Raw genomic sequence first — 17369 nt, 5'->3', positions numbered from 1 at the left:
TTTTCACGACGAATTGATTTTTTTCTATGTTGTGCAGTGCAGCATAGGAAATCAGTGATCCCCCCGGAATCCATAGCGTTTCAGCACTCGCGAAAGTAGAACTCGCGAATGGAACGGGTAACGGGATGCCGCTGCGGGCCGGGCGGATCCCGGCTTTTCGCTGCGCCGCCACATTTTGTGCCAAACTGCACCTGATCCTTGGCACTCGAAAATGCGGGCTCAAAGTCTGCTCTGATTGAAACGGTGGTGACGGGAGGCGCCGCCCAAAAAGGGTAGTTCGTTTGACTGTTGATCAAACCATTTCCTCCCGTATCAATTTGATGCGCATCCTTCTGATCTCGGGCATCGTGTTCGTCCACGTCCCGTTCGATCCGCAGACCAGCCCGTTCCTCGGCCAGAACGGTTTCTTCGATTGGCTCCGCGTGTTTTTTGGCGACAGCCTGTTTCGTATCGGCGTGCCGTGCCTCAGCGCGATTTCCGGCTATCTGCTGTTTCGCCGTGGCTGGGATGCTTTCGACTACGGCAAGGTCATGCAGTCCAAGGCGCGGACCGTGCTTGTGCCGTTCCTGTTGTGGAACCTCGGCCTGTTCGCCGTCGTCCTTCTGGTGCAGCGCGCCGGCATGGGCATCGGGTATTTCCCGGACCTGTGGAATGCATCCTCCCGTGAACTGGCGAACTATGCGTTTGCGAGCGAGAATTTTCCCGTCGACATCCCGCTCTATTTCCTGCGTGATCTTGTCGTCTGCATCGCCCTGTCGCCAATCCTCGCCTTCTTCGTGCGCAAGGCTGCGGTGCCGACGCTGGTCATCCTGTTCGTGGTGGCGATCCTGCCGGATCTCACGCTCTTCATCGTTTTGAAGAAGTCGATCCTGTTCTCCTTTACCTTCGGCATCTTCCTCGCTTTGAACCGGATCGATCTCTCGGCGCTCGACCGTTTCGCCATTCCCGGAACGGCACTGGTTGTCGCCGCCGCCGTCCTGTTGTCGATCGCGCTTTATCAGACGGGACCGGACTATTCCTGGTCGCTTGAGCTTCTGCGCAACGCGCTGTCGATCATCGGTGCGGGCGGATTCTGGCTGATGTCGGCACTTGCTATCCGCTCGACGCTCGGCAAACGGCTGGCCGCCACCGGCAGCCTCAGCTTCTGGATCTTCTGCGCCCATTACCCGCTGCTGGTGGTGATGTGGATGGTCTGGAACCGCATTGCGGGCGATCAGCTTTACCCGCTGTTCTATGTCGGCGCGATTTCCTCGGCCCTCGTGATCCTAGTGATTTCGAATGCGCTGGTGTCGCGCCTTATGCCCGGCCTTTATCAGACGCTGACGGGCAGTCGCGGCCGCAAGGCAAAGCTTGCGCAGACACAGAACTCCAATTCGTCCGGGCATTCCGCGCATGGCCGCGAGCCCGCCCTGACCCACAGAAGAGGTGAAACATGACGGCACCAGCCAGACAGATTCGACCCGCTTTCCGAGCCGCTGCAACGGCATTCGCCGCGTTGACGGTGCTCGCCTGCGCTCCAGCTTTTGCCCAGGCGCCTCAGCCTCCGGCGCCTCCCGGGACAGCCCCTAATGCTCCAGATCAGGCAGCCAGCAAGCATCCGGGTGGCAAACCCCACCCGGGTGGCAAGCCGCAGCCGGATGCCAAGGGCACGTCCTTCGTCGAAAATTTCGATCGGCTCGACCGGTCGTTCTGGTTCGTTTCGAACGGCTGGAACAACGGCGCCCATCAGAACTGCACCTGGTCGCAGCGCCAGGTCACGACGGATGGCGGCAATCTCAAGCTCACCTTCGAGGAGCGCCAGAACAAGGACCGCAAGAACGTCTGCGGCGAGATCCAGACCCGCGCCCGCTTCGGTTACGGTACCTATGAGGCGCGCTACAAGTCGGCGACCGGTCCTGGCCTCAACTCAGCCTTCTTCACCTATATCGGCCCGACCGACAAAAAGCCGTGGGACGAGATCGACTTCGAGGTGCTCGGCAAGAATGTCGATCAGGTTCAGCTCAACCAGTATATCAATGGCAAGGGCAAGAACGAGAAGATCGTTCCCGTCGCCGGTGGCGCCGACAAGGGCTTCAACGACTACGCCTTCATCTGGGAGCCGGAGCGGTTGCGCTACTTCCTCAACGGCAAGCTGGTGCAGGAAGTTACCGATCCGTCGAAGATCCCGCAGAACGCCCAGAAGATCTTTCTGAGCCTGTGGGGCAGTGATACGCTGAAATCCTGGATGGGCCCGTTCGCCTATTCCGGTCCCACCACGATGGAAGTCGACCGCATCGCCTATACGGCGCTCGGCGAAGACTGCGCTTTCCCGCAATCCGTGCTTTGCACGCTCGACTAATCTCGACAGGGAGTTGAACGAAGTGACACTGCAGGTCCTCTATCTGGCCCATGATCTTGCCGACCCGGCCATTCGCCGGCGGGTGCTGACGTTGAAGACCGGCGGCGCCAGCGTCACGGTGGCAGGCTTCAGGCGTGCGGGAAACCTGTTGGGCCAGGAAGACGGCGTGCGCTCCATCGATCTCGGTTCAACGCAGGACGGACAGTTCAGCCAGCGCATCAAGGCCGTGATTGCTGCCCGGATGCAGCTGCAAAAGAGGCTTGTCGGCGTTCCGATGCCGGATGTCATCATCGCCCGCAATCTGGAAATGCTGGTTCTCGCCGAGGGGGCCGCGTCGCTGTTCGGCGGCGACGTGCCCGTCGTCTACGAATGTCTCGATATTCACCGCCTGCTGCTCGACGAGGGTGCCAAGGGCCGGGTGCTGCGTGCCGTGCAGCGGCATTTCGCAAAGTCGGCCCGGCTGCTGATCACCAGCTCGCCGGCCTTTGTCGAAAACTTCTTCAAGCCGAAATCCGGGCTCGATCTTCCGGTCCTTCTGCTCGAAAACAAGGTCCTGCAGCTGGGCGAAGCGTCCGCCGCAAAGCCGCAACCGCGTCTTCCGAAGCAGGGTGAACCCTGGAAGATCGGATGGTTCGGTGCGATCCGCTGCCGCAAGTCGCTCGATATCCTGACAGCCTTTGCCGAGAAGATGAACGGCAGGGTCGAGGTCATCATCCGCGGACGGCCGGCCTATAGCGAGTTTGCCGATTTCGACGCGCAGGTGAAGAACGCGCCGTTCGTGCGTTTCGAGGGTCCCTACCGCAATCCGGAGGATCTGGCAGAGATCTACAACGAGGTGCAGTTCACCTGGGCGATCGATTTCTTCGAGGAAGGTCTGAACTCCGAGTGGCTTTTGCCGAACCGTCTTTATGAAGGCGGGCTGCATGGCGCGGTCCCCATCGCGCTGTCGCGCACCGAGACCGGCCGCTTTGTGGCTAAGCGCGATATCGGCATCCTTCTCGACAACGCGACGCCTTCCGATCTGGAAACCCTGTTCTCGGGCATGACCGACGCACTCTACCTCGATCGGTTCACCCGGCTTGCGGCCGTCGATCGCAGCCAGTGGGTCACTGATGCTGACGATTGCCGCGCGCTGGTCGACAGGCTTGCGGGGCTCAATCGCAATATTTCGCTGGCCGTACCGTCGGTACCGGCCGTTTCAACCGTGCAGTCGTGAGGTGAGATAGGTCATGCGTGTGCCTTCGAATGCCGATGTTTCCCATGGCGACCTGTCCTTGATCCGGACACTGATCGTCGTTCCGTGCCTTGATGAGGCAAAGACCATCGAGCCGCTTTTGCGCAAGCTCGACCAGCAGCGTAGCTCGGCCAGCGACATGATCGTCGTTGCCGATGGCGGCAGCAAGGATGGCACGCAGGAGATCGTCCTTCGCGTCGCTCAGGAACTGCCGAACGTGGCGCTGATGCACAATGCCAAGCGCATCCAGAGTGCGGCGATCAATCTCGCCGTCCAGCGCTTCGGCGCGGAGTTCGAATATCTGATCCGCATCGACGCGCATGGCGATTATCCCGACGATTATTGCCGGACGCTTCTGCAGGAAGCGGTGTCGCTTGAGGCGGATTCCATTGTGGTCGGCATGGAAACGGTCGGCTTTGGCCTGTTCCAGCGGGCAACGGCTGCGGCGCAAAACTCCAAGCTCGGCAATGGCGGCTCCAAGCACCGGGCCGGCGGCGGCGGCGAGTGGGTCGATCACGGCCACCACGCCCTGATGCGCATCTTCGCGTTTCAGGCTGTCGGCGGCTACGACGAGAGCTTCAGCCATAACGAGGATGCGGAACTGGATTTCCGCCTTCGCCAATCCGGTTTCCGCATCTGGATGACCGGCAAGACCTACATGACCTACTATCCGCGCTCCAGTGCGTCGGCGCTGTTCCGGCAGTATCTCGGCTATGGCCGCGGCCGGGCGAAGAACCTTTTGAAGCATCGGTCGATCCCCAAGATCCGCCAGGCCATTCCGCTGGCGGTCGCACCGGTCGTGATCGGCGCCGTGCTTGCCGTCCTCTACTGGTGGGCGGCAATTCCGCTGGTTGTCTGGGCGGTCGCCTGCCTCGGCTACGGCGTCTGGATGGCTGTGGGCCAAAATAACCCGCTCGGCCCGCTTGCTGCGGTGTCCGCGATGATCATGCACTTCGCCTGGTCGGCAGGCTTCTGGCTGGAACTGATCGGCATCAAATCGAGGAGGCGTGCATGATCGTGGCTGGCAGCGGCAAGCTCCGCATCGATATCGGCATCTGCACCTATCGGCGCCCGGAACTGGAGGTCACGTTGCGGTCGCTGTTCGCGCTCGACGTGCCTGAACACACGCAGGTCCGGCTGATCGTCGCCGACAATGACGCGGAGCCAAGCGCGCAAGCCTTGGTGGAGCGGCTGAAAGCCGTCTCGCCCTTCGAGATCGAGTATGTCCATTGCCCGAAATCGAACATCTCGATTGCGCGCAATGCCTGCCTTGCTGCCTGCCAGGCCGATTATCTGGCGTTTATCGACGACGACGAGACAGCCGGTCCTGGCTGGCTTGCAGCGCTTGTCGACCGCGCCGAAGCGACGTCGGCCGATGCGGTTCTAGGCCCTGTCCGCGCCATCTATCCGGATAATGTGCCGGCCTGGATGCGCAGCGGTGATTTCCACTCGACCAATCCCGTGTGGGTCGATGGCCGTATCGTCACCGGCTATACCTGCAACGTGCTTCTCGACATGCGCTCACCGAAGCTTGCGGCCCGCAAGTTCGCGCTGTCGCTCGGCCAGAGCGGTGGCGAGGATACGCACTATTTCACTCAGCTGACCGATGCCGGCGGAAAAATCGAGTTTGCCCGCGAGGCCATGCTGGAAGAGCCGGTGCCGCACAAGCGCGCCAGCTTCTCGTGGCTTGCCAAACGCCGCTTCCGCTCCGGCCAGACCCATGGCCGCATCGTTGCCGCAAAGAGTGCCGGTCTGTCGCGGTTCAAGAAAGCAGCAATCGCCGGGCTGAAATTTGGCCATTGCGCCGTGGTCACCATCGCAACTGTCGCAATTCCGGTCACCCGCACGCGCTATGCCCTGCGCGCAGCACTGCACGCCGGTTCGGTCATGGGGACGCTCGGCATGCGCGAGATCCGCCAGTACGGCATGGTGGAGGCCACATGACATCTGTTGTCACCGCACCCGATGTCAGCTTCGTCATCGCCGCCTACAATGCTGAGGAGACGCTGGAAAGCGCGATCGATAGCGCGCTTGCCCAGGTCGACGTCTCCCTGGAAGTGATCGTCGTCGACGACTGCTCCAGCGACGGCACCCGCGAGCTTGCGCTTCGCTGCCGCGATCGCGACGATCGCGTCAAGCTCATCGTCCAGCCCGTCAATGGCGGACCGGCGGCCGCGCGCAATGCCGGGTTCGATGCGGCAACCGGCCGCTGGATCGCCGTGCTCGATGCCGACGACACGATCCATCCGCAGCGCCTGAAGCGGATGATCGCACGCGCCGAGGCGATGGATGCACGGATCGTGGTCGACAATATCGACGTCGTCCCGCTCGAAGGCGGCCAGCCGACGGCGATGTTTTCGCGCTCCGATCTGGAAGCGCGGAACACGCTTGAGCTCGCCGATTTCATCGAATCCAACATCATCTTCGAAAGCACGTTCAATTTCGGTTACATGAAGCCGATTTTCCGCCGCGATTTCCTCAACGAGCACGGTCTGCGGTTTGACGAAAACCTGCGGATCGGCGAGGATTACATCCTGCTTGCATCTGCGATCGCGAGCGGCGGCGTCTGCGCCATCGAGCCCGAGGCCGGTTACGTCTACCATCTGCGCCACGGTTCGATCTCGCGGGTGCTCAAACCCGAACATCTCACGGCGATGCTTGCCGGCGACGAGAAGTTCCTCGGCCGCTTCACGCTCGAACGGCAGGCGATGGCAGCACAGCTGCGCCGCACGCAGAGCATTCGCGAAGCGGCCTCCTTCCTCACACTCGTCGACGAGATCAAGAAACGATCATTCGGCGGGATTCTGAAAACGGCAATCGACAACCCGCGGGCGCTCAAGCACCTGCGCATGCCGATTGCCGTCCGTATGCGCCGGTTCGCAAGAGCTGCCGGCGTTTCTTGACAATCCGATCGACGGGGCGGGGGCGTCCCGGAAAGGACAACGACACTATGGAAATGAGACCTGTTCGCAAGGCGGTCATTCCGGTTGCAGGCAATGGAACACGGTTCCTGCCGGCCACCAAGGCAATGCCAAAGGAAATGCTGACGATCGTCGACAGGCCCGTCGTGCAGTATGCGGTGGATGAGGCCATGCAGGCCGGTATCGAGCACATCATCTTCGTGACCAGCCGCAACAAGACTGCGATCGAAGACTATTTCGACAGCAATCCCGAACTGATCGCCAGCCTCACCCGCGCCGGCAAGACGGTTCAGGTGACGCAGCTCGAAAAGATGCTGCCGCTCGCCGGCACCGTCAGCTACACCCGCCAGCAGGTTCCGCTCGGTCTCGGCCACGCCGTCTGGTGCGCCCGCGAACTGGTGGGCAACGAGCCCTTCGCGCTGCTTCTGCCAGATATGGTGTCCTATGGCGCCCGCGGCTGCATGGCAGGCCTCGTTGATCTCTACGAGGAAGTCGGCGGCAACGTCTTCGGCGTCGAGCAGTGTGCGCCCGAGGAGACGTCCAGCTACGGCGTCGTCGCGATCGGCGAAAGCAAGCAGCACGGCTTCGAAGTGACCGGCATGGTCGAAAAGCCAGCACCTGCCGATGCACCGTCGAACTATTACCTTAATGGTCGCTATATCCTGCAGCCGCAGATCTTCGAACTGCTGGAAAGCCAGGAACGCGGAGCCGGCAACGAGATCCAGCTGACCGACAGCATGCAGAAACTGCTGCAGAAGCAGCCGTTCCACGCACAGCCCTATACCGGACGGACCTTCGACTGCGGTTCCAAGCGCGGTTTCATCGAAGCCAATGTGGCCTTCGCGATGTTGCGGAGCGATATGGGCGAGGAGATCTATCACTCCGTCAAGGAGCTTCTCGCCAACCACGAATCGAAGGTTAAGGCGGCTTAAGGGCCGCTCCAACGTCGCAGTCAGACCAAAGCCCGAGGAACGGCAGTCCATTTCTGCCGTTCCTCTCTACAATTCCGGAAAGCGGACAAAGCCATGGACCAGGTTAATTATAGGCCGATGAACATCTTCCCGAACGAGCAAAAAGAAACTGACACGTTCATCGACCTCGACAAGCTGTGGTCGGCAGCCATGCGTCGGCTTGGCGTGATCATCATCTGCGTGGTCGCCATGGTCGCGCTTGCGGCAGCCTATCTGTTTACGGCGCAGCCGAAATACACGGCCGCGACGCAGATCCTGGTGGACGACAACCTGTCCCGCTATGCGGAAGAGGAAACCGAAGGCCAGACCGCGCAGCAGATCGACAACCGCATGTCCAGTTCGGTCGAGATCCTGAAATCCAAGGCGCTGGCGCTCAGCGTCGTCGACAAGGGCAAGTTTGCGGAAAACGACCTGATCGTCGATCCGCCCAAATCGCCGGTCGATCTTGCCAAGGACATGGTGAAAAGCGTTGTCTCGCTGGTTTCATCAGGCGGCCCGTTGCCGAGCGAAGACCAGGTGCGCGCCGGACGCCGTGAAAAGGCTGCCGCCATCCTTCAGCAGTCGATCACCGTCGAGCGCGTCGGACGCAGCTCGGTCATCTCGCTCTCCGTCCGCTCGCCAGACCCGGTTCTTTCCGCCCAGCTTGCCAAGACCTATGCCAGTTCCTTCCTGACGGAAGAGCTCAATGCCAATTTCGACGCGACCGAGCGCGCTTCCGTGTGGCTCCAGGAACGTTTGAACGACCTCAACATCCGCGCACAGCAGGCATCGCTGACGGTCGAGCAGTATAAACGCGACAACGGCCTCGTATCGCCGCGCGGCGAGCTGATGTCGGCCCAGCAGCTGTCCGATCTCAATACCCAGCTGATCTCGGCGCAGGCCGAAGTCGCCAGCGCCCAGGCCCGCTACAACCAGTACAAGGTGATCATCGACAAGGGCTCGGAAGCAGCCGTCGAAAACGCCGTCGTTGCCAACCGCGATACCGACAACACGGTGCTGCAGAACCTTCGCCAGCGCTACACGACGGTCAACGATCGTGAAAAGGGCGTGGTCGAGCAGTTCGGCGCCGATCACCCGCAGGCAGTAGCGCTCCGCTCCGAAAAGCAGGACCTGGCGCAACAGATCCTGCGCGAGTTGCAGCAGCTGACCGGTTCGTTCCGCAACGAGCTGGATGTCGCAAGCTCGCGCGAGCAGTCGTTGCGCGCCAGCATCGAAAGCGTGGCCGGCCGCAACCAGGATGCCAATGTCTCCATGGTGCAGTTGCAGGAACTGCAGCAGCGCGCCGATGCTCTGAAGACGCTCTACCAGTCCTATCTGCAGCGGTTCGAACAGGCGTCGCAGCTGCAATCGCTGCCGATCGCCAAGGCCCGCGTCATCTCGGAAGCCGGCGTGCCGATCTCGCCGTCCAGCCCGCGCAAGACGCTCACCATGGCGCTATCAGTCGTGCTTGGCCTGCTGCTCGGTGGCGCGATCGCTGCACTCCTGGAATTCCGCGAGCGCTTCTTCCGCACCGGTGCCGACGTTCAGGACAAGCTCGGCGTCCGCTTCCTCGGATACCTTCCGAAGATCGGCAGCGCCCAGACCGACGACAACGGCTCCGACAAGCCCGCCGACGCCATCGACGGCCAGATCCTGCCGGAGGGCGATCCGATCGCGCTTCGCCGCAAGATGCGTGTCGCCGTCGAAGCACCGCGCTCGCAGTTTGCCGAAACGCTGCGCAATGCCAAGCTTGCCGCCGATATCGTGCTGCAGGGTCGCAAATGCTCGGTCATCGGCGTCGTCTCCTGCCTTCCCGGCGAAGGCAAGTCGATGGTTGCCGCCAACCTTGCCGGCCTCATCTCATCCAACGGCGTTCGCACGCTGGTCATCGATGGCGATCTGCGCAATCCGGGTCTGTCCAAGATGCTGGCGAGCGAACCGGATGTCGGCCTGATCGACGTCGTGCTGCAGAAGGTTCCGTGGACGGCGGCCGCCCGCGTCGACCGCCGCTCGCGCCTGACGATCCTGCCGATGACCACCCGCAGCCGCCAGCTTGCCCATACATCGGAGCTTCTCGCCTCGACCGGCATGAGCCAGTTCCTCGAAAGCATCAAGGACACGTTCGACGTCATCATCGTCGACCTGGCACCGCTGATCCCGGTCATCGATGCGAAGGCCTTCGAGCCCTATGTCGATGGCTTCATCTTCGTCACCGAATGGGGTGTCACGCCGGTCAAGGCCGTGCAGAGCGTGCTTCAGTCGGAACCGCAGATTGCCGCAAAGACGATCGGCGTCATTCTCAACAAGACCGAGATGGGCGAGCTGCGCAAATATGCCGATCCGGGCGCGCCAGAGCGCCTGCATTCAAGCTATTCATCCTATTACAAGGATGCCATTCCCGGCGTGCCGCGCTAAGTTGCGGCAAGTTCCCAAAGCATGATCGAAGGCCGCCGCTCCCCTGGAACCGGCGGCCTTTGCGTTTCAATGGTTTGACCTGTCCATTTTCGAGATTTGCGCCAATCCACGCTTCCGTGCGGGAACAAAATTCCCTACCATGTCGCCAGTCCGATGATCAGCGAGGCCGATTTCATGAGCACTCTCAACCGTTTCTCCGTTCAATCGCTGGCATCCATGACGCGGCTGCTTGCCGACGTCGCGTCGGCACGGCGCGAGCCTGATCTGGTCATCCGGGATGCACGGATGCTCTCCACCTATTCGGAACGCATCCTGCCGGGGCGGGAAATCTGGCTCTCCGGCGGGCGTATCGCCGCGGTTAAGCCCACCGGTTCCTACAAGGGAACATCGGCGAAGATCTATGATGCCAAGGGCGGCATTCTGGCGCCTGGCCTCGTCGATCCGCATATCCATATCGAATCCTCGATGGTGACGGCCTGCGCCTATGCGGAGGCTGCCCTTCTCAACGGCACCACCACGATCTTCTGCGACAGCCACGAGATCGGCAATGTCATGGATGTCGCCGGTGTCGAGGCGATGCTGGAAGACGCGCGCATGGCGCCGCTGTCGATCTTCCTGACGGTGCCGAGCACCGTTCCCGCCACCTCGCCGGAACTGGAAACCGCCGGTGGCGACCTGACGCCGGACAAGATCGCGGCGCTGTTCGACAAATGGCCGGAAGCGGTAGCGCTCGGCGAAAAGATGGATTTCGTTCCCGTCGCGATGGGCGACGAACGCAGCCATGCGATCCTCGCTGCCGCACTGTCGCGCGGCCGTCCCGTATCGGGCCATGTCTATGGCCGCGAATTCGTCGCGGCCTATGCGGCCTCCGGCGTCACCGACACCCATGAGGCGATCGACCGCGATATTGCCGACGATCTGCTGGAAGCGGGCGTCTGGCTGTTCCTGCGCGGCGGCCCGCCGACCACGCCCTGGCATTCGCTGCCACAGGCGATCAAGACCATCACCGAGCTTGGCGCCTCGCACAAGCGCGTCGCTGTCTGCACCGACGACCGCGACGCCGAGGATCTGCTCGCCTTCGGAATGGACTGGGTCACCCGCGAGGCGGTCAAATACGGCATGACGCCGGAACAGGCCTGGGCGATGGGCTCGCTGCATGGCGCGACCCGCTTCGGCATGGAAAACGAGATCGGCGGTCTCGGCGGCGGACGACGTGCCGATCTGGTGCTCCTGTCCGATAACCTGGAGCCGGTCAGCACCTGGTATGGCGGCGAATTGGTCGTTGACCAGAAGAAGATCACGCCTGTTCTCGATGAGGCTTTGTCCAAACCCTATCGCTATCCGGAGGCCGCCTATCACACGGTCAAGCTGCCGAAGAACCTCAAGCTGACGCCTGACCTGCCGACCGAGACCGTCATTGCCCACACGATCAAGACGGAGCTGCCGGGCATCACGCTCGGCCACGTCACCGTCACGCTCAAGCCCGCCAACGACTGGCAGACCCAGTTCGATCGCCACGGGCTTTGCTTTGTCACGGTCGTGGAACGTCACGGCAAATCGCCGGGCAATGTCGCGCACGGTCTGCTCAACGGCTTCGGCCTGAAGAAGGGGGCCGTCGCCTCCTCGGTCGGGCATGACAGCCACAACATCATCGTCGCCGGCACCAATGAACGCGACATGCAGGTGGCGCTCGATGCCATCGAGGCGGTCCAAGGCGGCGTCTGCGTGGTGATGGATGGCAAGGTGACCGCCATGGTGCCGCTGCCGATCGCGGGGCTCTTGTCCGACAAGCGCGTCCACGAGGTCGCCGACGAGGTGAAGGCGTTGAAGCTCGAATGGGAAAAGGCCGAATGCACGATCGCCTATATGGGCTTCAACCTCATTCCGCTGTCGGTCATTCCGGATATCCGCATTACCGACAAGGGCCTCGTGCTGGTGCCGGAAATGCAGATCCAGACCCTGTTCGAACCGGCATGAGTTTTTGAGAATGACACCTGAAAACACCGATCTCGCCCGCGTTCTCGCCCATATCGATGCCAACAGCGACAGTTTTGTCGAACGGGTGATGGAGTATGTGAAGCACAAGTCGATCAGCGCCTCCAACGAGGGGATCACGGAAGCCGCCGATATCCTCGTCGGCATCCTCAATGGCCTCGGCATGCAGGCCCAGACGATCACCACCCGCAACCACCCGATGGTGATCGGACGGATGGAGAGCCAGCCCGGCAAGCCGACCGTGCTGCTCTACGGCCATTACGACGTGCAGCCGCCCGAGCCGCTGGAACTCTGGAAAAGCCCGCCCTTTGAGCCGGAGATCCGCGACGGCCGCATCTATGCGCGCGGCATCGGCGACAACAAGGGCCAGCATTTCGCCCAGTTGCTGGCGATCGAATCCTATCTCAAGGTGGTCGGCGAACTGCCCTGCAATGTCATCTTCCTGCTCGAAGGCGAGGAGGAGATCGGCAGTCCCCATATGGCGGAATTCGTCGCCGAGCATGCCGACAAGCTCAATGCCGATCTCGTCGTCACCTCGGATGGCTCGCTGCACGACAGCGGCCGACCGGTCGTCACGTTCGGCGTGCGCGGGGTCGCTTCGTTCGAGCTGCGGGCGAAGACTGCCAACCGCGATGCCCATTCCGGCAATTTCGGCGGCGTCATGCCGAATGCGATCTGGAAGCTCGTGCATCTTCTCGCAACGATGAAGAACGACCGCGGCGAGATCACCATAGATGGCATCTACGATCCGGTGGTGCCGCCGACCGATCTGGAACTGCAGGCGATGGCCGCGCTGCCGCTCGATGTCGACAAGATCAAGGCCGAGCTTGGCATGACGGCGATCGAAGAGCCGGTGGATCGTCCCTATTACGAGCGGCTGATGTTCCAGCCGACTCTCACCATCAACGGGTTGCATGGCGGCTATGGCGGGCCCGGGCAGAAGACGGTTCTCCCGAGCGAAGCCTATGCCAAATGCGATATCCGCCTCGTCGAGAGCCTGACGCCGGACTACGTGTTCGAAAAAGTCCGGGCGCATGTTGAAAAGCACGCACCCGACGTGGAGTTCGTGCCGCAAAACTCCATGCTGCCATCGAAAACGCCGATGGACAGCCCGTTCGCATCCGTGATCCGCGAAGCGATCGTTGCTGCCCGCGGCGTCGAGCCACTACTCTACCCAAGCCTCGGCGGCAGCCTCCCGGACTACGTCTTCACCAAAATCCTCGGCAAGCCCGCTTTCGTCGTGCCCTATGCCAATGCCGACCAGGCAAACCACGCCCCCAACGAAAACCTCAAGCTCGACCTCTTCCACGCCGGCATCCGCACCGGTGCTGCGCTGCTGGCGAAGCTGGGTGAGATGAAGGGGTGAATGGTAGGGCAGGGATGGTGGATTTCGCCAAACCGCTCAGTCGATCACCAGCATGTTGGCAATGGTCTGTCGAAGATCTATGCCGAGGCTGTGGTCGTAGGCTGCCCATGCGCTGGTTATAATAAGTGCCCATAGGACGCTGAACAGGGATCCGACCAGAAAATATTCGGCGAATTCACGCTGATCCAGCTTCTGGAACCTGGCGACCGTTTTCAGTGCTATCACGGCGGCGAGGATCTCCCAACTGTGAACAACGATCCCGGCCGCGAGTATCAGCCTCTCCAGAATGCCGATCACTCGTCCGGCGCTGATGGTCGAGGGAGGACTTTCCGAGACCATGTCCTTCAGGCCGGTCAGATCGAAAAGCTTGCGACATAGCCAGTTGCCTCCGTAAGTCAGCAAGCCCAGTGCGACAGCCGTATAGACGAGTGCGTGGATCATGCGTGCTGCCTTTCGAGCGACAAGGAACCGTCCAGTTCGGCAAGGGCCTCTTGAATGGCATTCCATTGAAGCAGGTAAAGATCAAAGTCTCCAGAGTTTCTGACCTTGTAGATGCTGTGCACGGAAACATTGCGTAGTTTCGCGATCTCGCTTGCCGTCTTTCCCGCCAGAAAGGCCTGGATGTCGTGACGCTGGGTCGGCGTCCATCGACGTTCGATGGCGGTCAGCGTTGCGCCGCCTGCCTCCAGCAGGGTCTCGAGCACCTGATAGCCTGGAATGTGGAACCGGTAATAGGTGGTGGCCGCTTTCTCGTTGAGCTTCGCCCTCGTGGCGGCGAGACCCGTCCCCATCATGTTCCAGGCGCGCTCTGGGTTGAGCGGCGTTTTCAACGCGGCAACTCCGATTGCAAACCGGCAGTCGATGGAATCGCGCATCAAATCGTATCGAATCTTGCGGGCAATCCGCATCGCACCAGCAAGCGAGGTCGCGAAACCCTGGAACTCGTCTCCCAAGGTGATCGTAAGCGGCGAGGCCAGGATTCGAGCAGATTCGGTGTTCTGACGGTCGATCGCTGCGTTAAATTGTTCATGGAGGCGTTCGATAGATGGGCTGATCTCGCTTTGAACGATATCACCCATGATGATCGCAAGTGGATTTTTGTTTGACCCTATCATGGGTCAAATCTACGATTTACCCAAAAAAGGGTCAATCAGAAAATTGACCCCAATCTGGTTCAAAGCTCCTGCCCCTTTCCAACCGGTTCAAACCCCACTGCAACGCTGCAGTTTACATTGCCGCGCTGGCCGCCTAGGCAGGGTGCCATATCAGGAACGGGCAGGTTACGGATCATGTTGATCAAGCAGAGCGACTATCACCGCATTTACCGGGTCATCAACAGCCTGCTCGTCAACGAGAACGCCAATACCGCCGTTGCCGGAATGTATTTCAGCACGTTCGGCGCGTTCATCCTGCGCCAGCATTACGGGGTCACGGCCACGCCGAAGAGTGGGCTGGCTGCCTATAACCTCGGCGGCACCCGCATTCTCTTCGCAGATCAGCGCGAAGACGGGTATGTCACGGGTGCCGGCGAGAATTTTCATTGCTGGGTGGAGGCCGACGGCTGGGCGATCGATTTCATGGCGCCGGCGTTATCGCAGAGCGCTTCCGAGCTTCGGGTGCCTTCGAAGATGTTCCAGCGGCCGCTGTCATCAATGGCTTCAAGCATCAACGATCTCGAGCAATCCGGCGATTTCTTCTATCAGTCGGAGCCGGAGGCGAGCGCAAGGCGGTTCGCGGATTGGCACAAGCACGCCATGATCGGTGATCTGGCCTCGGTTGCCGCAAACTGGTTCCGGAAGTCGCCTAAGCAGATGCCGAATTCACTGTCCATCGCAAGCGAGCCGGGAAAAAGCGTGCCGTTGCTGGGGAACGCGCTTTCGGGCGCCTGGTGATGGCGGAGGCTTGCGGGCCGGGACAGGTTCGCCGATAGCGGCCAGCTCCGCTACGGGGGCGTTAGAGGGCGGGATGCTGTCGCACCCCGCCGCACGTGATGTCAGCCCTTCTTCAGCGCCGCATAGGCCACGGCCATCTTGGCGGCGAGGCGGGCGTTGTTTCGGACCAGCTCGATATTGGCTTTCAGGCTTTCGCCCTTCGACAGCTCGTTGATGCGGGCGAGCAGGAACGGGGTCAGTTCCTTGCGGCCGATGCCGCGCTCATCTGCTTCGCGCACCGCATCGGCAATCGTGCCGTCGATGAAGTCAGGGGTCAGGGCGGCTTCTTCCGGGATCGGGTTGGCGATCAGGAGGCCGGTGCCGGTGCCGAGCTGGTGGTGGAAATGCATGGCGCTTGCAATCTCTTCTGCCGTATCCAGCCGGTGATCGGCCTTGTAGCCGCTCTGGCGGGTGAAGAAGGCCGGGAAGTCCTCGGTGCCGTAGGCAATGACCGGCACGCGCTGGGTTTCCAGATATTCGAGCGTCTTTGCGATATCGAGGATCGATTTCACGCCGGCGCAGACGACGGCCGTCTTGGTGCGACCAAGCTCGGTCAGGTCGGCGGAGATGTCGAATGTCTGCTCGGCGCCGCGATGTACGCCACCGACGCCGCCGGTTGCGAAGATCTCGATGCCGGTAAGCTCTGCCAGAAGCATGGTGGCGGACACCGTCGTGCCCGCCGTCTGGCCGCGCACCATGGCAACCGCGAGATCGCGGCCGGAAGCCTTGACCACGCCCTTGGCCTGAGCCAGATTTTCCAGCTCGTCCCGTTCCAGACCGACGCGGAGTTCACCGTCGATGACGGCGATGGTAGCAGGCACGGCGCCGTTTTCACGCACGACTGCCTCGACCGATAGCGCCGTCTCCAGATTGGCCGGGTAGGGCATGCCATGGGTGATGATGGTCGATTCGAGCGCCACGATGGCGCCGCCGTTTGCGAGAGCGTCTGCAACTTCCTGGCTGAGTTTCGGCTTCAGCAGAGACATGGGATTTCCTTTCTGGAAGCAGTTCCGGCAAAGCCGTGGAGCGGTTTTGCGTCTGGACCTGCGTTGGGATTAAACACTGGAAGCACTCACGTGCTTCAGGACAAACGGTGCATATGGACCTGCAAAAAGGCCTCGGAGAGTTCGGGGTGGACGCTTGCAGCGCTTTCTGTGGTGAGCGTCGCAACCAGCGCGCCGATGCGGGCAGCGGTGTGGATGTCGTCGCCGGCAATCACCCGGTGCAGGGTTCCGGCAATCATCGCGTCGCCGGCGCCGGTCATGTCGATCGCTTTTGCTTCGACCGCTTCGAAACTGGCTGACGCATCGATGCCGGCAACGGCGATGCCGGCTGCCCCCATCGTCACCACCGCCTCGCGGGCGCCGGCTGCCTGCAGGCCGTGTGCCGCCTTCAGCGCGTCGTCGATCGTCTCGCGGGCCGACAGTCCGAGAATGGCGTTCGCCTCATCGATATTCATGAACAGAAGGTCGATACCGGTCAAATCCTTAGGGAGGCGCATGGCCTTTACCGTCGAGACGGCGTCGATCGCCAGCCGGAAGCGCGCGTCGCGCCTGCGCGTGATCAGCGCTGCCAGCGTCTCGGCCGGCGGATTGCAGTCGGAGAACACGAAGCTTGCGGAAGCCAGATGCGGCCAGACGCGGTCGAGATGTTCGGGCCGCAGCAGATCGAATATGCCCATGTCGGCAATGCCGAGCGAAAGATCGCCGCGCGGATCGAGGATTGCCGCATATTCGGCCGTCGGTCGCTCAGTGCTGATGATCATCTGGCTGACGTCGATGCCGCGCTCGCGCATATAGGTCATCAGCGTGCGGCCGCCCTCGTCGTCACCGACGATCGAGATGAAGCCGGTTTGCGTGCCGAGGCGGGCGAGGTTTTCGGCGACGTTGCGGGCGACGCCACCCATCGAGCGGGTGCTGTCGACCGGGTTCGACGTACCCGGCACGATCTCCTGCTTCGCGTGATATTTCCGGTCGAGAACGGCGCCGCCGAGACAGATCGCGCGCGACGGCTGCGGCATCACATAGCCGCGGCCGAGAACATGGCCCTTTTGCATCAGCTGGACGATATGCGCCGCCACCGTGGAGCGGGCGAGCCCCAGCATCTCGGCAATCTCCTGCTGTCCGGCAAAGGGATTGTCCCTGATAATGCCGAGAACGGCGGCTTCCTGGCTGGTCAGATCGTCCATCGTGGCTTCCCGTGAAGGATCACGGTTTATA

15 protein-coding genes are annotated in these 17369 nt (G+C 61.6%); 11 read left to right on the top strand and 4 right to left on the bottom strand.

Features of this window, described 5'->3' with window-relative positions; all coding sequences use genetic code 11:
• Window positions 1–281 precede the first annotated feature (281 nt).
• The 10 genes from IFT66_RS12405 to IFT66_RS12360 all read left to right on the top strand — a co-directional run bounded on the left by IFT66_RS12405 (window position 282) and on the right by IFT66_RS12360 (window position 13219).
• Window positions 282–1436 (top strand): acyltransferase family protein, encoded by a 1155-nt coding sequence (locus IFT66_RS12405; protein WP_244476238.1) that lies wholly within the window; start codon window positions 282–284, stop codon window positions 1434–1436.
• Entirely contained in the window at window positions 1433–2338 is a 906-nt protein-coding gene (gene exoK, locus IFT66_RS12400; protein WP_192077760.1) for an endo-1,3-1,4-beta-glycanase ExoK, read from the top strand. Before IFT66_RS12405 ends, exoK begins: the two co-directional genes overlap by 4 nt.
• Window positions 2339–2360: 22 nt before the next feature.
• The gene (locus tag IFT66_RS12395) at window positions 2361–3554 is read left to right on the top strand and encodes a glycosyltransferase (protein WP_192077759.1); all 1194 of its coding nucleotides are present in this window, start codon (window positions 2361–2363) and stop codon (window positions 3552–3554) included.
• Between the two features lie 13 nt (window positions 3555–3567).
• Window positions 3568–4587, top strand: coding sequence for a glycosyltransferase family 2 protein (locus tag IFT66_RS12390; RefSeq protein ID WP_062461576.1), 1020 nt, complete (start codon window positions 3568–3570; stop codon window positions 4585–4587).
• Window positions 4584–5516 carry a glycosyltransferase family 2 protein gene (locus tag IFT66_RS12385; RefSeq protein ID WP_192077758.1) on the top strand — a complete coding sequence of 311 codons (933 nt, stop codon included), beginning with the start codon at window positions 4584–4586 and terminating at the stop codon, window positions 5514–5516. The genes IFT66_RS12390 and IFT66_RS12385 overlap by 4 nt, the downstream gene beginning before the upstream one ends.
• Window positions 5513–6475: a glycosyltransferase family 2 protein gene (locus IFT66_RS12380; protein WP_192077757.1), complete on the top strand. Its 963-nt coding sequence runs from the start codon at window positions 5513–5515 to the stop codon at window positions 6473–6475. The genes IFT66_RS12385 and IFT66_RS12380 overlap by 4 nt, the downstream gene beginning before the upstream one ends.
• A gap of 47 nt (window positions 6476–6522) precedes the next feature.
• Window positions 6523–7425 (top strand): UTP--glucose-1-phosphate uridylyltransferase, encoded by a 903-nt coding sequence (locus IFT66_RS12375; protein WP_062461568.1) that lies wholly within the window; start codon window positions 6523–6525, stop codon window positions 7423–7425.
• Between the two features lie 93 nt (window positions 7426–7518).
• Entirely contained in the window at window positions 7519–9858 is a 2340-nt protein-coding gene (locus tag IFT66_RS12370; protein ID WP_192077756.1) for a Wzz/FepE/Etk N-terminal domain-containing protein, read from the top strand.
• 174 nt (window positions 9859–10032) lie between these two features.
• Window positions 10033–11835 carry an adenine deaminase gene (locus IFT66_RS12365; RefSeq protein WP_192077755.1) on the top strand — a complete coding sequence of 601 codons (1803 nt, stop codon included), beginning with the start codon at window positions 10033–10035 and terminating at the stop codon, window positions 11833–11835.
• Between the two features lie 10 nt (window positions 11836–11845).
• A complete protein-coding gene (locus IFT66_RS12360) occupies window positions 11846–13219 on the top strand; it encodes a M20/M25/M40 family metallo-hydrolase (protein ID WP_192077754.1) in 1374 nt (457 codons plus the stop codon).
• 36 nt (window positions 13220–13255) lie between these two features.
• Here the strand turns inward: IFT66_RS12360 and IFT66_RS12355 are convergent, their stop codons facing one another.
• Window positions 13256–13660: a hypothetical protein gene (locus IFT66_RS12355; RefSeq protein ID WP_062581889.1), complete on the bottom strand. Its 405-nt coding sequence runs from the start codon at window positions 13658–13660 to the stop codon at window positions 13256–13258.
• Window positions 13657–14298 carry a SatD family protein gene (locus IFT66_RS12350; RefSeq protein WP_113111834.1) on the bottom strand — a complete coding sequence of 214 codons (642 nt, stop codon included), beginning with the start codon at window positions 14296–14298 and terminating at the stop codon, window positions 13657–13659. The genes IFT66_RS12355 and IFT66_RS12350 overlap by 4 nt, the downstream gene beginning before the upstream one ends.
• Window positions 14299–14508: 210 nt before the next feature.
• On the opposite strand from IFT66_RS12350, the gene IFT66_RS12345 reads away from it, so the two are divergent.
• Window positions 14509–15111 (top strand): DUF2026 family protein, encoded by a 603-nt coding sequence (locus IFT66_RS12345; protein WP_192077753.1) that lies wholly within the window; start codon window positions 14509–14511, stop codon window positions 15109–15111.
• Window positions 15112–15212: 101 nt separating this feature from the next.
• Here IFT66_RS12345 and IFT66_RS12340 read toward each other — a convergent pair whose 3' ends face one another.
• Both IFT66_RS12340 and IFT66_RS12335 read right to left on the bottom strand, forming a co-directional pair.
• Window positions 15213–16136, bottom strand: a complete 924-nt coding sequence (locus IFT66_RS12340; protein ID WP_192077752.1) for a pseudouridine-5'-phosphate glycosidase — start codon at window positions 16134–16136, stop codon at window positions 15213–15215.
• 95 nt (window positions 16137–16231) lie between these two features.
• On the bottom strand, window positions 16232–17338 hold the full coding sequence (locus IFT66_RS12335; RefSeq protein ID WP_192077751.1) for a carbohydrate kinase: 1107 nt from the start codon (window positions 17336–17338) through the stop codon (window positions 16232–16234).
• Between the last annotated feature and the right edge of the window lie 31 nt (window positions 17339–17369).

Source organism: Rhizobium sp. CFBP 13726 (genome assembly GCF_014841925.1).
Classification (GTDB): Bacteria; Pseudomonadota; Alphaproteobacteria; order Rhizobiales; family Rhizobiaceae; genus Neorhizobium; species Neorhizobium soli.
This window is presented reverse-complemented; position numbering and strand designations above follow the sequence as displayed.

What these genes read in the sequence shown, in the direction of transcription:
- exoK (WP_192077760.1), top strand. Translation starts at nt 1,433, where the DNA reads ATGACGGCACCAGCCAGACAGATTCGACCCGCTTTCCGAGCCGCTGCA.
- IFT66_RS12390 (WP_062461576.1), top strand. Translation starts at nt 3,568, where the DNA reads ATGCGTGTGCCTTCGAATGCCGATGTTTCCCATGGCGACCTGTCCTTG.
- IFT66_RS12385 (WP_192077758.1), top strand. Translation starts at nt 4,584, where the DNA reads ATGATCGTGGCTGGCAGCGGCAAGCTCCGCATCGATATCGGCATCTGC.
- IFT66_RS12380 (WP_192077757.1), top strand. Translation starts at nt 5,513, where the DNA reads ATGACATCTGTTGTCACCGCACCCGATGTCAGCTTCGTCATCGCCGCC.
- IFT66_RS12375 (WP_062461568.1), top strand. Translation starts at nt 6,523, where the DNA reads ATGGAAATGAGACCTGTTCGCAAGGCGGTCATTCCGGTTGCAGGCAAT.
- IFT66_RS12370 (WP_192077756.1), top strand. Translation starts at nt 7,519, where the DNA reads ATGGACCAGGTTAATTATAGGCCGATGAACATCTTCCCGAACGAGCAA.
- IFT66_RS12365 (WP_192077755.1), top strand. Translation starts at nt 10,033, where the DNA reads ATGAGCACTCTCAACCGTTTCTCCGTTCAATCGCTGGCATCCATGACG.
- IFT66_RS12360 (WP_192077754.1), top strand. Translation starts at nt 11,846, where the DNA reads ATGACACCTGAAAACACCGATCTCGCCCGCGTTCTCGCCCATATCGAT.
- IFT66_RS12355 (WP_062581889.1), bottom strand. Translation starts at nt 13,660, where the DNA reads ATGATCCACGCACTCGTCTATACGGCTGTCGCACTGGGCTTGCTGACT.
- IFT66_RS12350 (WP_113111834.1), bottom strand. Translation starts at nt 14,298, where the DNA reads ATGGGTGATATCGTTCAAAGCGAGATCAGCCCATCTATCGAACGCCTC.
- IFT66_RS12345 (WP_192077753.1), top strand. Translation starts at nt 14,509, where the DNA reads ATGTTGATCAAGCAGAGCGACTATCACCGCATTTACCGGGTCATCAAC.
- IFT66_RS12340 (WP_192077752.1), bottom strand. Translation starts at nt 16,136, where the DNA reads ATGTCTCTGCTGAAGCCGAAACTCAGCCAGGAAGTTGCAGACGCTCTC.
- IFT66_RS12335 (WP_192077751.1), bottom strand. Translation starts at nt 17,338, where the DNA reads ATGGACGATCTGACCAGCCAGGAAGCCGCCGTTCTCGGCATTATCAGG.